At 58.6% G+C, this 14,522-nt stretch carries 16 protein-coding genes and 1 pseudogene; 6 read left to right on the plus strand and 11 right to left on the minus strand.

Features of this window, described 5'->3' with window-relative positions; all coding sequences use genetic code 11:
* Position 1: 1 nt before the first annotated feature.
* The 3 genes from rdgB to rph are packed head-to-tail and all read right to left on the minus strand — an operon-like array spanning position 2 to position 1,807.
* Positions 2-646, minus strand: a complete 645-nt coding sequence (rdgB, locus tag HB780_RS27875; protein ID WP_183691016.1) for an RdgB/HAM1 family non-canonical purine NTP pyrophosphatase — start codon at positions 644-646, stop codon at positions 2-4.
* Between the two features lie 11 nt (positions 647-657).
* Positions 658-1,071, minus strand: a complete 414-nt coding sequence (locus HB780_RS27880; protein ID WP_183691018.1) for a VOC family protein — start codon at positions 1,069-1,071, stop codon at positions 658-660.
* Positions 1,072-1,090: 19 nt separating this feature from the next.
* The gene (rph, locus tag HB780_RS27885) at positions 1,091-1,807 is read right to left on the minus strand and encodes a ribonuclease PH (RefSeq protein ID WP_183691020.1); all 717 of its coding nucleotides are present in this window, start codon (positions 1,805-1,807) and stop codon (positions 1,091-1,093) included.
* A gap of 172 nt (positions 1,808-1,979) precedes the next feature.
* On the opposite strand from rph, the gene hrcA reads away from it, so the two are divergent.
* Positions 1,980-3,068: a heat-inducible transcriptional repressor HrcA gene (hrcA, locus tag HB780_RS27890; protein ID WP_183691022.1), complete on the plus strand. Its 1,089-nt coding sequence runs from the start codon at positions 1,980-1,982 to the stop codon at positions 3,066-3,068.
* Positions 3,069-3,266: 198 nt separating this feature from the next.
* Complete coding sequence (gene grpE / locus HB780_RS27895; RefSeq protein ID WP_183691024.1) at positions 3,267-3,902, plus strand: nucleotide exchange factor GrpE; 636 nt, start codon at positions 3,267-3,269, stop codon at positions 3,900-3,902.
* Between the two features lie 91 nt (positions 3,903-3,993).
* Here the strand turns inward: grpE and ptsN are convergent, their stop codons facing one another.
* The 6 genes and pseudogenes from ptsN to lptC all read right to left on the minus strand — a co-directional run bounded on the left by ptsN (position 3,994) and on the right by lptC (position 9,285).
* Complete coding sequence (ptsN, locus tag HB780_RS27900; protein WP_183691026.1) at positions 3,994-4,458, minus strand: PTS IIA-like nitrogen regulatory protein PtsN; 465 nt, start codon at positions 4,456-4,458, stop codon at positions 3,994-3,996.
* Positions 4,459-4,546: 88 nt separating this feature from the next.
* Positions 4,547-5,122, minus strand: coding sequence for a ribosome hibernation-promoting factor, HPF/YfiA family (hpf, locus tag HB780_RS27905; protein WP_183691028.1), 576 nt, complete (start codon positions 5,120-5,122; stop codon positions 4,547-4,549).
* Between the two features lie 252 nt (positions 5,123-5,374).
* Positions 5,375-6,928: an RNA polymerase factor sigma-54 gene (gene rpoN, locus HB780_RS27910; RefSeq protein ID WP_183691030.1), complete on the minus strand. Its 1,554-nt coding sequence runs from the start codon at positions 6,926-6,928 to the stop codon at positions 5,375-5,377.
* Between the two features lie 193 nt (positions 6,929-7,121).
* Positions 7,122-7,877, minus strand: coding sequence for an LPS export ABC transporter ATP-binding protein (gene lptB, locus HB780_RS27915; protein WP_183697542.1), 756 nt, complete (start codon positions 7,875-7,877; stop codon positions 7,122-7,124).
* A gap of 74 nt (positions 7,878-7,951) precedes the next feature.
* Positions 7,952-8,602, minus strand: a pseudogene (locus tag HB780_RS27920) (LptA/OstA family protein); the annotation flags it as partial.
* On the minus strand, positions 8,599-9,285 hold the full coding sequence (gene lptC, locus HB780_RS27925; RefSeq protein ID WP_183691032.1) for an LPS export ABC transporter periplasmic protein LptC: 687 nt from the start codon (positions 9,283-9,285) through the stop codon (positions 8,599-8,601). The gene lptC and the pseudogene HB780_RS27920, both read right to left, overlap by 4 nt.
* Before the next feature lie 328 nt (positions 9,286-9,613).
* Here lptC and sppA point away from each other — a divergent pair, with 328 nt between their 5' ends.
* From sppA to HB780_RS27945, 4 genes are all read left to right on the plus strand, one after another.
* Positions 9,614-10,570 carry a signal peptide peptidase SppA gene (gene sppA, locus HB780_RS27930; RefSeq protein ID WP_183691034.1) on the plus strand — a complete coding sequence of 319 codons (957 nt, stop codon included), beginning with the start codon at positions 9,614-9,616 and terminating at the stop codon, positions 10,568-10,570.
* Between the two features lie 27 nt (positions 10,571-10,597).
* Positions 10,598-10,906 (plus strand): integration host factor subunit beta, encoded by a 309-nt coding sequence (locus HB780_RS27935; RefSeq protein WP_168811506.1) that lies wholly within the window; start codon positions 10,598-10,600, stop codon positions 10,904-10,906.
* 158 nt (positions 10,907-11,064) lie between these two features.
* Positions 11,065-11,397, plus strand: a complete 333-nt coding sequence (locus HB780_RS27940; protein ID WP_183691036.1) for a LapA family protein — start codon at positions 11,065-11,067, stop codon at positions 11,395-11,397.
* A 408-nt stretch (positions 11,398-11,805) separates the two neighbouring features.
* On the plus strand, positions 11,806-13,536 hold the full coding sequence (locus HB780_RS27945) for a methyl-accepting chemotaxis protein (RefSeq protein WP_183691039.1): 1,731 nt from the start codon (positions 11,806-11,808) through the stop codon (positions 13,534-13,536).
* A gap of 48 nt (positions 13,537-13,584) precedes the next feature.
* On the opposite strand, the gene HB780_RS27950 is transcribed toward HB780_RS27945, so the two are convergent.
* A complete protein-coding gene (locus HB780_RS27950) occupies positions 13,585-14,034 on the minus strand; it encodes a GNAT family N-acetyltransferase (protein ID WP_183691041.1) in 450 nt (149 codons plus the stop codon).
* Between the two features lie 35 nt (positions 14,035-14,069).
* Positions 14,070-14,522, minus strand: a complete 453-nt coding sequence (locus HB780_RS27955; protein ID WP_183691043.1) for an SRPBCC family protein — start codon at positions 14,520-14,522, stop codon at positions 14,070-14,072.

Raw genomic sequence — 14,522 nt, forward strand, 5'->3', positions numbered from 1 at the left:
CTTACGCCTCCAGACAGGTTTCGACAAAAAGCTTGAAGGCCCGGGCACGGTGCGAGAGCGCCTGCGCTTCGCCGGGCTTCCAGCCATGCTTCTCTTCGGCGCTCATCTCGCCGAAGGTCGTCTCGTAACCCTTGGGCTGGAAGATCGGATCGTAGCCGAAGCCCTGTGAGCCGCGCGGCGGCCAGGCAACAATGCCCTCGACCTCGCCGCGGAAAAGCTCGGTATGTCCGTCCGGCCAGGCAAGGCAAAGCACGCTGACGAAGTGCGCGGTGCGGCTTTCCGGCGAGGTGGCTCCAGCTTTTTCCAGCGCGGTCTCGACCTTCTGCATCGCCATCACGAAATCGCGGGTGCCGTCAGCTGTCTCCGCCCAGTTTGCCGTATAGACGCCGGGATCGCCGCCAAGCGCGTCGATCACCAGGCCGGAATCGTCTGACAATGCCGGCAGGCCGGAGGCATTGGCCGAGGCCAGCGCCTTGATCGTCGCATTTTCCTCGAATGTCGTGCCGGTCTCGTCCGGCTCGATGAAATTGAGATCGGCGGCCGATGTGGCGGTGAAGCCGAACGGGCCGATCAGATCCTGGATTTCACGGATCTTGCCGGCATTATGGCTGGCGACGACGATGGTCTTGGTATCGAGCTTGCGCATATCCTGTCCTGTCAGATGCCCCAGATCCGGGGTTCGGCGCATTCCAGGCTGTTGCCGGCCGGATCGCGGAAGTAAATCGAGCGGCCGCCGTTCGGCCAGTGGAAATCGGATTCAATAGTGACGCCGGCGGCCTTCAGTCTCTCCGCCATCGTCTCGATATTGTCACCGCTGAGCCGAAAGCAGACGTGACCATGGCCCTTTGTGCCGTGCGGTGGCACGGGCAGAGCGTCCGGTTCCGGCGGCGTCACCGTCTCGACCGGGTTGAAGATCAACAGTACACCCGGCCCGCAACGATAGAACACATGGCGATTGCCCCCGCGCGAGATCTTCTCAAGCCCGAGTATGCCGCCATAAAAGGCTTCGGCGGCATCGAGATCATCGGCATAGAGTGCGGTTTCGAGAATGCCTTCCGGCGATGGGTTCATCGGTTGACCGCCTCTTTCGTCAGGCAATCGTCTGCTTCTGCAGTTCCACCAGCTCGGCGATACCGTTCTTGGCGAGATGCATCAGCGTGGTGAATTCCTCTTCGCTGAAGGGCGTGCCTTCCGCCGTGCCCTGGATCTCGACGATGCCGCCCTTGCCGGTCATGACGAAGTTGGCGTCCGTCTCGGCGGATGAATCCTCGAGGTAGTCAAGGTCGATCACCGGCTGGCTGGCGAAGATGCCGCAGGAGATGGCGGCGATATGATCCTTGAGGACCCGATCGACCTTGATCATGTTGCGGCTCTCCATCCACTTCAGGCAGTCGTAGAGCGCGATCCAGGCACCGGTAATCGAGGCCGTGCGCGTGCCGCCATCGGCCTGGATGACGTCGCAGTCGATGGTGATCTGGCGTTCGCCGAGCTCCTTCAGGTCAACAACGGCGCGCAGCGACCGGCCGATGAGGCGCTGGATTTCCTGCGTGCGGCCGCCCTGCTTGCCAGTAGCGGCTTCGCGCTTCATGCGCTCGCCGGTGGCGCGCGGCAGCATGCCGTATTCGGCCGTGACCCAACCCTTGCCGCTGTTGCGCAGCCATGGCGGAGTCTTTTCTTCCAGGCTTGCCGTGCAGAGCACATGCGTATCGCCGAACTTGACCAGGCACGAGCCTTCCGCATGCTTGGAAAAATTACGCTCGAACGATACCTTGCGCATCTGGTCGGTTTTTCTGCCTGAAGGCCGCATTCTACTCTCCTGAACGTTTATCGACCGCTTCTACGATCCACCGGCGGCTTTTGCAAAGGAAAAGCAGGCTGGAAGGCCCTGATATGGCGGGGTTGGCATTTTTCCCTTTTGCCAATGCTAACTGAATGATTATATTTTAACTGAGGTTCAACAGAAGGGGTTTGGCAGCGAAATGGGATTCACGACATCGTCGGTTACGGATGCCATTGCAGCGCTGGACGAACGCTCGAAAGAAATCTTCCGCCGCATCGTCGAAGGCTATCTCGAGAATGGCGAGCCGCTCGGCTCGCGCAGCCTCTCGCGCCTGCTGCCGATGTCGCTGTCGCCGGCCTCGGTGCGCAACGTCATGAGCGATCTGGAAGAGCTCGGCCTGATCTATTCGCCGCATATCAGCGCCGGCCGTCTGCCGACGCAGGTGGGCCTGCGTTTTTTCGTCGATGCCTTCATGCAGGTCGGTGATCTCTCGGCGGAAGACCGCGCCACGATCGACCGGCAGGTGCGTGGCAGCAATCGTGACCAGCCGATGGAATCGGTCATGACCGAGGCCAGCCGCATGCTCTCGGGCATTTCGCGCGGCGCCGGGCTGGTGATCACCTCGAAGAACGATCCGGTGTTGAAGCATGTCGAATTCATCCGCCTGGAGCCGACCAAGGCGCTTGCCGTACTCGTCGGTGATCACGACCAGGTGGAAAACCGCATCATCGAGCTGCCGGCCGGCATCACCTCGTCGCAGTTGACGGAAGCCGCGAATTTCCTCAACGCGCACATGACCGGCCAGACCCTGCCGGATCTGCGCCGTCAGTTGCTGACATTGAAGGAGAGCGTGCGCCACGAACTGGATACGCTATCGCGGGAGCTGGTCGAGCGCGGCATTGCGGTGTGGTCCGGTGGCGAGGATGAGGGCAAGCCGACGCAACTGATCGTGCGCGGCCACGCCAATCTGCTGACCGAAATCGGTGGCGCCGAGGATCTCGACCGGCTGCGCCTGTTGTTCGACGATCTCGAAAAGAAGGACAGCCTGATCGAGATCCTGAATCTCGCCGAAAGCGGTCCCGGCGTGCGCATCTTCATTGGCTCGGAAAACAAGCTTTTCTCGCTCTCCGGCTCGTCGCTGATCGTCGCGCCCTATCGCGATGACGATGATCGCATCATTGGCGCCGTCGGCGTCATCGGTCCCACGCGGCTGAACTATGCCCGCATCGTGCCGATGGTGGACTATACCGCCCAGCTGATTTCCAGGATGTCGCGGCCCGGGCTTTGACGGAAAGCGCTTCATTGGAAAGACAAGTTCCCATTCAACGGCTTCCGCCAGCCCCGGATCATGCCATGAGCCCGCGGTATTCGCCCAACAGTGGCCAGAATGCCGAGAATCGGCTGTTCTTCGCGACTAAGCCTTGATTTTTTCCGGCCAAACCTCGATATCGGGCACATTCAAAAGACAAACAATTCGGAGACCGTCATGACCGACGAAACAACGAAAACCGGACCTGACGCTACGGCGACCGACAATCTCGCGGGCTTTGCACAGGACACTGTGGAAACCGTGGAGACGGAAGAGCCCTCGCAGCCGGATCCGGTCGAGCTGCTGAAGGCCGAAAATAGCGATCTGCGCGACCGCTATCTGCGTCTTGCCGCCGACATGGACAATCTGCGTCGTCGCACCGAGCGCGAAGTTAAGGACGCCAAGTCCTATTCGGTCGCCGGCTTTGCCCGCGACATGCTTGCTGTATCGGACAATCTGCGCCGCACGCTGGACGCCATTCCGGCGGAACTCCGCGACGATGCCGGCCTGAAGACGCTGATCGAAGGCGTTGATATGACCGAGCGTTCCATGCTGTCGGCGCTGGAGCGCCATGGCGTGCGCCAGATCGAGCCGGTCGGCCAGAAGTTTGATCCTAACTTCCATCAGGCAATGTTCGAAGTGCCGAACCCTGAGGTGCCGAACAACACGGTCGTGCAAGTGGTGCAGGCCGGCTTCGTCATCGGAGAGCGCGTTCTGCGCCCCGCCATGGTCGGCGTCGCCAAGGGCGGCCCGAAGGTCACGGAGATTTCCGAGCTGGGCGCCAACAGCCCATTCGACGAAAAAGACGCCTGAGCCTCAAAAGGCATATCCAAAAGTAAGGGCCGGATGATGGAACATCATCCGGCCCTTACTTTTTCAGCGTCTCGAAATTAATTGATGTCCGTCAGGCCGCGTTAGATGCCTGTTCCTCGTTGAGGAAAGAGTAGATCGCCGAGGAGGAATCCGTGGCGCGCAGCTTGGCGACCAGATCCTGGTCGCGCAGCACGCGCGCGATGCGCGACAGCGCCTTGAGATGGTCGGCGCCGGCACCCTCGGGGGCGAGCAGCAGGAATACGAGGTCAACGGGCTGGTCGTCCAGCGCCTCGAAATCCACGGACTGTTCCAGGCGCGCGAAAATACCAATGATGGACTTGATGCTGTTGAGCTTACCGTGCGGAATGGCAATGCCATTGCCGACGCCGGTGGAGCCCAGGCGTTCGCGCTGCAGCACGACGTCGAAGATTTCGCGTTCGGGCAGTCCGGTCAACTTGGAGGCCTTGGCTGCCAGTTCCTGAAGCAGTTGTTTCTTGGAATTTGCCCTCAAGGCGGGGATGATCGCATCTTGGTGCAGCAAATCTGCCAATGCCATTCTCTTTATCCTTCGTGTCGCCGAGATCCGATGACGGAGGAGCGGCGGCCGGCTGACATGGTGCAGGGCCGCCACTCATCTTCTTTTCTCAGCTTTTGATATTGGCTGCGTCTATCCAGCCAATGTTGCCGTCCTGACGACGGTAAACGATGTTCAAGTGGTCCTTGCCGGGGCTGCGGAAGAGCAGCAGCGGCTCATCGGTCATATCGAGCGCCATCACGGCGGTCGCGACCGACATAGTCTTCAGTTGTTTCGTGCTTTCGGCAACGATCGCCGGCGCGAAATCGGCTGCCATTTCCTCGTCGTCGTCCGACATACCGTCCATGACGGTATAGGCGACTTCGATATGCCCGTTCGCATGGCTCGCGGCCTGGTGATCTTTCAGTTTGCGCTTGTAGCGGCGCAGGCGCTTTTCGATACGTGCGGACGCCGCGTCAAACGCCAATTGCGGATCCATCGCCTCGCCGGCGGCATGCAGAACGACGCCACTGTCGAGATGAAGCTTGCAATCGGCTGAGAAGCGGGAACTGGATTTCTGTACCGTCACTTGGCCTGAATACCCCCCGTCGAAGTATTTTGTCACGGCCATACCGATCTGGTCCTCAATCCGCTGACGGAAGGTTTCACCAATTTCCATATGTTTACCGGAGACACGCACACTCATGGAGTTTCCCTTCTTGTCGTGGTTATTGCGCGTACCAGTTTACGCCAAGCCTCAAGCTCATCCAAGCACTTCACGCGCTCAAAGACAAATTGCGTTTATGCGGGGCCTTTGGGATGATGGGGATAAGTTCATGGTCGTGCCGTCGTCCTGCACCGATTGCGGCGGGCTTCTAGCCCCGCCACATTGGAAAGTCAACTGCGTCTTAACGGTCCATTAGGAAGTCTGCAGTCTGAGGTTGAATTTCGGCGATCGTTAAAAATTGGCGACCTTCGCAATCGCTCGCTTCTCCCGGCGGCGTTGCACGGATGAAGGGATGTTCATCGCTTCGCGGTATTTTGCAACCGTACGGCGAGCCAGCTCTATACCGCCCTTCTTCAGCGTATCGACGATATCGTCGTCGGAAAGCACGGTCTCGGGGCTTTCATGCGAGATCAGCAGCCGGATCTTGTGTCGTACCGCCTCGGCGGAATGGCTGTCGCCGCCCTCTACGGCGCTGATCGAGACCGTGAAGAAATATTTCAGCTCGAACAGACCGCGCGGCGTCAGCATGTATTTGTTCGAGGTCACGCGGCTGACGGTCGATTCGTGCATCTTGATGGCGTCCGCAACGGTCTTCAGATTAAGCGGCCGCAGATGATCGACGCCGTGGATCAGGAAAGCGTCCTGTTGCCGGACAATCTCGCTTGCTACCTTCATGATCGTCTTGGCGCGCTGATCGAGGCTGCGCGTCAGCCAATTGGCATTCTGCAGACATTCCGACAGGAAGGCGTGGTCCTGGCTCGTCTTGGTGACGGAGGCGAAATAGGACTGGTTGACGAGAACGCGCGGCAGCGTGTCGGGATTGAGTTCCACCAGCCAGCTGCCGTCGGAGGCGGCGCGCACGACGATATCGGGCGTGATCGCCTCGGATATGCCGGCTTCGAAGCCGCTGCCGGGCTTCGGGTTCAACTGGCGGATCTCGCCCATCATATCGAGCAGGTCTTCTTCGTCGACGCCGCAGAGACGCTTCAGTGTCGCGAAATCGCGGCGGGCGAGAAGTTCGAGGTTCTGGATCAGCCGCTCCATGGCCGGATCGAAACGATCCCTCTGACGGAGCTGGATCGCCAGGCACTCGCTGAGGGAGCGGGCGAAGACGCCCGGAGGGTCGAGCTCCTGCAATACGCCAAGGACGCGTTCGACATCGGCAAGGGTCGTGCCGAGGCGGTCTGCGGTTTCATGCAAGTCAACCTGCAGATAGCCGCAATCATCGAGCTGATCGACAAAATGCTGGGCAATCAGCCGATCGGCCATGACGGGCAGGGAAAAGGGGATCTGTTCGTTGAGGTGGTCGCGCAGCGAAACCTGGCCAGCGACGAAATCGTCAAGATCATAGCTTTCGCCGGCCTCGCCGCCAGGCATGGATTTCCACTGGCTCAGAAGCTCGGGCGCATCGGCACGCTGTGGGGCGGCATCGTCGACACTACTGAAATTGGTGTCGAGCTCATCGTTCAGCCGGTCCGCATGGCCGGTATTCTCGCTCTCGTACCAGTCGCTCTTCAGGTCGCCGCTATTGCGGTCGGAACTATCGTCGCCACGGTTTTCGTCCGTGGCATCGTAACGTTCATCCTTGGCTTCGCGCTCGTTGCTGTTGCCTATATCCTCGTCATTTGGCGTAAATTCGAGCAGTGGATTCTTTTCGACTTCCTGGGCGATGAACTGGGTGAGCTCAAAATGCGTCATCTGCAGCAACTGGATGGATTGCATCAGTTGCGGTGTCATCACCAGGCTTTGGCTTTGGCGCAGGAAAAGATTGGCCGATAGTGCCATGGCGGACGCGGGACTCCCCTTGATCTTTTCGAAAGTCCGCGTTTTTTTAGAAAAAAAGCCGCAGAGTTCCAACTGGCCCAAAAATTGCTTTTTTATTGGGTTTGGTCAAGTGGAACTGTAGCGGGAAGATTAATTTCCGGAGCGCCGTGCCTTTTGGCAACGTAACAGCACGCTCCGGTCCAATCCTAGGCTATCAAAGGCTGAAATTGTCGCCAAGATAGAGTTTTCGTACTTCCGGATTGCTGACGATATCGTTGGCCCTGCCATGGGTCAGCACTTCGCCGGCATGGATAATATAGGCACGATCGATCAGGCCGAGCGTCTCGCGGACATTGTGGTCCGTGATCAACACACCGATGCCGCGCGCCGTCAAATGATGCACGAGATTCTGGATGTCGGCGACGGAGATCGGGTCGACGCCGGCAAAGGGCTCGTCCAGCAGCATGAAGGTCGGGTCGGTCGCCAGTGCGCGAGCGATTTCCAGGCGCCGCCGCTCGCCGCCGGAAAGCGCGATCGCCGGCACCGTGCGCAAATTGCGGATGTGGAATTCCTCGAGCAGCTCGTCGATCTTGTGCTCCCGCTTCTTCTTGTCCTTTTCGTGGACTTCGAGCACGGCGCGGATGTTCTCCTCCACCGTCAGGCCGCGGAAAATCGAGGCTTCCTGTGGCAGGTAGCCGACGCCAAGGCGAGCGCGACGATACATCGGCATCGAGGTGACATTGTTGCCGTCGATCTCGATGGTGCCTTCATCGACGGGCACGAGCCCGGTGATCATGTAGAAACAGGTCGTCTTGCCGGCGCCGTTCGGCCCAAGCAGGCCGACAGCCTCGCCACGCCGCACGACCAGCGAGACGCCGTTGACGACGCGGCGCCTACCGTAGGTTTTGGTGAGGCCGCGCGCAATCAGGGTGCCCTGATAACGCGCTTTGTCAGCGGGGGCGTACCGGATGCCGGTGCGGGCAACCCGGACACGCCGGGCAAGGGAGATGTTGTCGATGTCGTCACGGGGTCGCCAGAATCAATTCTTTTTTGCTGTTGCTGTACTTGCTGCGACTTCGGATCGAGCTGAATCTGGACCCGGCCCCCGCAGGCATCCAGTTGCGCTTCGCCCGTAGCCATATGCACAGTCAGCTGGCAGCCGGTGAAAACATTCGGCCCATCGGTCAATACGACCTTCTGGCCCTTCAGGACTGCAAGCTGGTTCGTCATGTCGAAGGAGCCGTCATCCGCCGTCGCCGTCTGCGTGCCAGAGACGAGGTAGACCTTGTTGGTGACCAGAATGTGGTCGATATTCGCATCGCCGGAGACCAGCGACTGGTTCTGCTCCTTGGCGGCTTTTGCGACCGGATTGTCGGTCGCCGCCTTGGCATCAGCGTCGCTGGGCTGCTTCTTCTTATAGAAGACCGTCATCTTGCCGGCCTGCATGGTCGTGGTGCCCTGGACAACCTTGACGTTGCCGGTAAAGACCGCCTGGCTTTCCGCGTCGTGGATTTCCAGCTTGTCGCTTTCGATCTGGATCGGCTGGTCGCTGGAAAGAGCGAGGCCAGGCATCTTGCTCGTCGTCTGGGCGTCAGCGCCGGGCGCTACAAAAAACGCCAGCGCACCGAGCGCACAGAGAAAACCGGCCTTGCGCAGGTTGGAATTGAAAATTGAATATCGCCAATCGTTTATCATGAACCGCCCGGCCGTTGTTCGCTAGCTTTATTGTGGAGTGTGCTCGGATCAATATTCATCCGAACCTGTCCGTCGAATTCGATTACGCTCCCCTTATCCGTCATCTTGAGCGACTGCGCAACAACCGACATGCCGCCCCTGTAGATTGCAACCTGATCCTGGCTGGAGAGGTCGCCTTTCTTCACATCGAGGAAGGCAGTCCGGAATTCTGCGCGCAAACCGTTGTCCATCAGGATGGTAAAGGGATCGGTGAGCTTCAGCGTATCGGCCTGGCGGTCGAAATCCGCGCTTTCAGCCGTCACATGTGCGATCACGTCGCTATTGACCGGCATGGAGGCCTTGATGCTCTTGAGCGTGATCATGTTGGGATTTTTGATATCCTGCAGCGCCCTTTCGGCGAGCATGGAATAATTGATGCCGTCCTTGTTGCGGCCGGCGATCGCGGGACGTTCCATCACGACCTTGCCGTCTTCTATCCTCGCGCCTTCGATCTGGATGTTTTCCGGCAGATAGGCGCGCACCAGCGAGACAGCTATGAAGACCAACGAGACGATCAGGGCGGCCAGCGGAAGGAATATCTTCAGCTTGCGCACGCGCGTGGAATGAAAGGTCGCGTCCTTATACGCGTTCCTTTCCAGCTCTGAGCCGATCGCCTGGCCAGTGGTCTCGATAGTATTGAGCATGCAACAGGTCCGTGTTCTCTGATCCGGAAAACCGCATTGGGTTATGCACAGACTGTGCCAACAAGCCCGCCGGATCGTTTCGCATTATTGCATTGGCTTGCCAATATGGATTTTTTTCTGCAATCGATGAAACTTAGCAGAAAAACATAATGGGCGCCTGTTTCATCAGATCGGGTGACGCCCTATCTGACAAAGCACTGGTCAAAAGTCCCGATGTATAATCTCGAAAAGGCGGCTGACATATTCGCGAAGGATTGCGCCCGTTTCAAGGTATTATATATCCGGTTGTAGCATGCCCAGTTTACGACAAGGGGAGAGATAAGGCGTCATGGACAGTTCTGCAATTGCAGACCGGCGGCAATTGCGCCGCAAGCTTGGTTTTTGGCGCATCATCGCCGTTCTCCTTCTGGTGGGGCTTGGTTTTGCTCTATACCGTTTCTTTGCAGCGGACCTGCCGGATACGCGCGGGCCGCAGATTGCCCGTGTCACCATTTCCGGTCTCATCCAGGACGATGGCGAGCTTCTGGAGCGGCTGAAGAAGATCAAGGACAATGACCAGGTCAAGGCTCTGATCGTGTCGATCTCGTCGACCGGTGGCACGACCTATGGTGGCGAACGGATCTTCAAGGCCATCCGTGCCGTCGCCGACAAGAAGCCCGTCGTTTCCGATATCCGCACCGTCGCTGCCTCCGCCGGCTATATGATCGCGACGGCCGGTGACGATATCGTCGCCGGCGAGACTTCGATCACGGGTTCCATCGGCGTGATCTTCCAGTATCCGCAGACCAAGGACCTGCTCGACAAGCTTGGCGTTTCGCTGGAGGAGATCAAGTCGTCGCCGATGAAGGCGGAGCCGTCGCCTTTCCATCCGCCAAGCGAAGACGCTAAGAATATGATCCGCAGCATGGTGATGGACAGCTATGGCTGGTTTGTCGATCTTGTCGCCGATCGCCGCAAATTGCCGCGCGAAGAGGTGTTGAAACTTGCCGACGGCAGCATTTTCACCGGCCGCCAGGCGTTGCAGAACAAGCTGATCGACACGCTCGGCGGCGAGGACGAAATTCGCGCCTATCTCGATACGCGCAAGGTCAACAAGGACCTGCCGATCGTCGACTGGAAGGCAGAGAACAAAACCTCGTCCTTCTTTTGGCCGGGCGCTGCTTCCTGGTTGCTAAATCTCTTTGGTTATGATGATTTTGTGAAGGGCGAGGGCCTCCAGAAAATGATGACCGAGAAGTTGTTTCTTGACGGCCTGCTTTCTGTTTGGCAGGGTGCAGCCGATTGATAAATCAATGATTTAAGGGGGCAAACCGTGATCAAGTCGGAATTGGTGCAGATTGTTGCGGCTCGTAACCCGCATCTCTATCACCGCGACGTCGAAAATATCGTCAACGCGGTCCTCGACGAGATCACGGATGCGCTCGCCGCCGGCAACCGCGTGGAGCTACGCGGCTTCGGCGCTTTCTCCGTCAAGAACCGTCCTTCGCGCTCCGGACGCAACCCACGCACCGGCGACACCGTGTTCGTCGAGGAAAAATGGGTTCCCTTCTTCAAGACGGGCAAGGAGCTGCGCGAGCGCCTCAATCCCGGCGCCGGCGACGAAGAAGACGACGACAATTAAGTGTCGTTTTGAACGATGTCCTTCGTGGATATCCCCGGTGGACATCATCGTGCCGCAACCTGGTGGCACTTGAACTCGGCCCAGTCTTTATTAATTCTGCGGCTCGAGGCGATGTCAGCGCATAGCGCGAATGTGCCGGGACCATAGGAGCTTGCGCAATGACCAAGAAGATCATCAATCTGCTGATATTGCTGCCGCTCGGTATCATCCTGATCGTCTTCTGCGTCGCCAACCGGCAATCCGCCACGCTTGCGCTCAATCCGTTCCGGCCCGAGGATCAGGTGCTGTCGCTACACGCACCGCTTTTCGTGCTGCTATTTGTCGCGCTGATCCTCGGCATGGTGGTCGGCGCGGCGGTGACCTGGGTCAACCAGGGTAAACACCGCAAGCGCGCCCGCAATCAGTCGCGCGAAGCCGTCCACTGGCATGCCGAAGCGGACAAGCACCGCAGCCGTGCCGAACAGATCGCCGGCCAGCTCCCCTCGAAGTGATTAGAGCAATTCCAGGAAAAGTGCGTAGCGGTTTTCCGTCCGGAATTGCGTGGAAACAATAAGCTAGAGCGCTTCAGTGAAGCGCTCTAGGTGGCCGTTTCCGTGCTCTTCGCCCGATCGAGGGCTATAGCAAGGTATTCATGTCAATGATTGGCGGCATAGGGCGCTCTGGATCAGCCAGAGTGCAAGAATACGCTATACACTTTGCGTAGCGCTATCCATTTCATGCAGGCAATTTCCTGAAGAGAGCCAAGCTTAGGGAGCGATTAATCTTCGTGACCCAATTAGCTGAGGCGGTAAATTCCAGGGACGTCTTCCAAGAATGAAGATTGCAGACAAGTCGTCTCTATTAATTTCACTTTGCCTCGGCCGCGCGATCAGCGTGCAGCGGCATCAGGAGACGATCCGATGAAAGCAATATCATTGAGCTTTGGTTCCGATTCGGCGGCAGTGCTCGCTGCGATGGACAAATCACTGGCCATCATCGAATTCGATGTGACCGGAAGGATTTTGACGGCAAACGCGAATTTCTGCCGCACGGTCGGTTATGAGCTCACGGAAATCGTTGGCCAACAGCATCGCATCTTCGTCGCACCGGCTGAAGTCAACTCGCCTGACTATTCCGAATTCTGGGCTAAGCTCGGGCGCGGTGAATTCGACAAGAGGCAATACAAACGCATCGGCAAGGGCGGCAGGGAGATCTGGATCGAAGCCTCCTACAATCCGATTTTCAAATACGGAAAACCTTACAAGGTCGTGAAAGTCGCGACTGACATAACGGCCGAAAAGCTCAAGAGTGTCGAGGATGCCGGCAAGCTGAATGCCCTGTCGCGCTCTCAGGCCGTTATCGAGTTCACGCCGGATGGCCGCGTCCTCACCGCGAACGCAAATTTCCTGGCGACAATGGGCTACGAGCTATCGGAGATACAAGGCAAGCATCATTCATTGTTCTGTGATGGGACATACGCCGTCAGCGAGGGCTATCGTCAATTCTGGCAGCGGCTGGCCAAGGGCGAGTTTATCGCCGACGAGTTCATGCGTATCGGCAAGGGCGGTCGGAGGATCTTCATCCAGGCGTCCTACAATCCGATTTTCGACATAGACAACAAGGTCTTCAAAGTCGTCAAATTCGCGACGGATGTGACCGGCCGCGTCAACAACGTCGAACAGCTCGGTGGGGCGCTCAAGCGAATGTCGGACGGCGATCTGACGCAACACCTCGACATGCCCTTCATTCCGACCCTCGACAGGCTCCGCCTGGACTTCAACGGCGCGGTTGGAAAACTTCGAGATGCCATGCGCTCGGTGGCACAGGCTGCCGGCAAAATCTCTGCCGGCGCGCAAAAGATTCATTTGGCGACCGATGACATTTCCATGAGATCGGAACAGCAGGCGATGTCCGTCGAGGAAACCGCCGCTGCTCTCGAGGAGATCACCACAACGGTCGCCGATTCCAGCCATAATGCCGAGGATGCCGGGCAACTCGTTCGCGACACCCGCGATACCGCAATCCGTTCCGCAATGGTCGTGCGTTCCGCCATCGATGCCATGGCTAAGATCAAGTCCTCATCCGAGGAAATATCCAAAATCATCGGTGTCATCGACGAGATCGCCTTCCAGACCAACCTGCTGGCGCTGAATGCCGGTATCGAGGCGGCCCGTGCTGGTGACGCTGGCAGGGGCTTTGCCGTCGTTGCCCAGGAAGTACGCGAACTTGCGCAACGCTCGGCAAAGGCAGCCAAGGAAATCGGAGGGTTGATTGCGCTGTCGCAGGACCACGTAAAGAGCGGTGTGGCGCTGGTGGCAGAGACCGGCACAACCTTGCAGACGATCGAATCGCAGGTTGAGCAGGCAAACAAAAATGTCTCCGCCATCGTTCAGGTCGCAAAAGAACAGGCGGTGACTCTCCGGGAAGTCAACGGTGCGGTCACGATCCTGGATAGGGGGACACAGCAGAATACGGCTCTGGTTCAGGAATCCGCCGTCGCGGCGCGCAGCCTGTCCGCCGAAGCCGACGAACTCTTCGAGCTGCTGAAACTGTTCAGCCTCGAAGCGCGTTTGGTACCGTCATCGGCGAAACAAGACTCCGCCGCAATATCGAAGAACGGCGATTGGCCGCTTCGTCGATTGGCGGGCTGATGAGGCCTCTGCGGGGATGACGCTAAGCTCGTCCAGCCAATGATGTATCTAGTCGCCGTTGAGCTGCATGTCCTTGTACTCGCCCTCCGGCGATACGCCGTCGCCGACGATTTCGAAGCCGATGGCGCGGTAGAAGGCGATGGCTCGTGTGTTCCTCACCAGGCATTTCAGCCGGTAACGTCGCTTGGGCCAATCCGGCAGGGCGGCAAGCAGCGCCTTGCCGGCACCGCTGCCCTGAAATGCCGGCAGTATATAGAGCATATGGATGAAATTATCCGTTTCCCATAGCGTCAGGAAGCCGGCGATCGTTCCATGTTCGTCCTCGCAGACGAAAACGCGCTCGCCCTGCGTATGCGCGGCGAAATCCTCCCTGTGGAACCGGACGGGATCGACCCAGAGAAAGGTCTGGCGGCGCACGCCGAGATAGATCTCGGCAAGGATATCCGTGTCCCGCTCGCGTGCCGGCCGGACGGTCCAGGGATCTGATTTAAGCGTCATGAGCGATCTTCATGAGAGCAGGACAAGGCTCGCAATCAGGCGCTGTCCTGGCCATTGATGGCTGCGGTGAAGTCGGCGAAAAACTGCTGCGCCAGTTTCTTGGCGCTGGAATCGACCAGCCGCGAACCGAGCTGGGCGATCTTGCCGCCAACCTGGGCTCTCGCCTGATATTGCAGGATCGTCTCGTCGCCATCCGCCTTCAATACGACATCGGCGCCGCCCTTGGCGAAACCGGCAATGCCGCCTTTTCCTTCGCCGGAGATCGTATAGCTCTCCGGCGCGTTGATGTTGGAGAGCGTCACGTCGCCGTTGAAGGAGGCGGAGACCGGGCCGATCTTCAATTTCACCGTCGCCGTCAGCTGGGTCGGCGAAATTCTCTCCAGGCTCTGGCAGCCGGGAATGCATTGCTTGAGAATGTCAGGGTCGTTCAGCGCGGCCCATACCGCATCACGCGGCGCGGCAATCCGTTCTTCGCCGGTCATGTCCAT

Origin of the sequence: Rhizobium lusitanum (assembly GCF_014189535.1) — a bacterium.
Taxonomy (GTDB): Bacteria; Pseudomonadota; Alphaproteobacteria; order Rhizobiales; family Rhizobiaceae; genus Rhizobium; species Rhizobium lusitanum_C.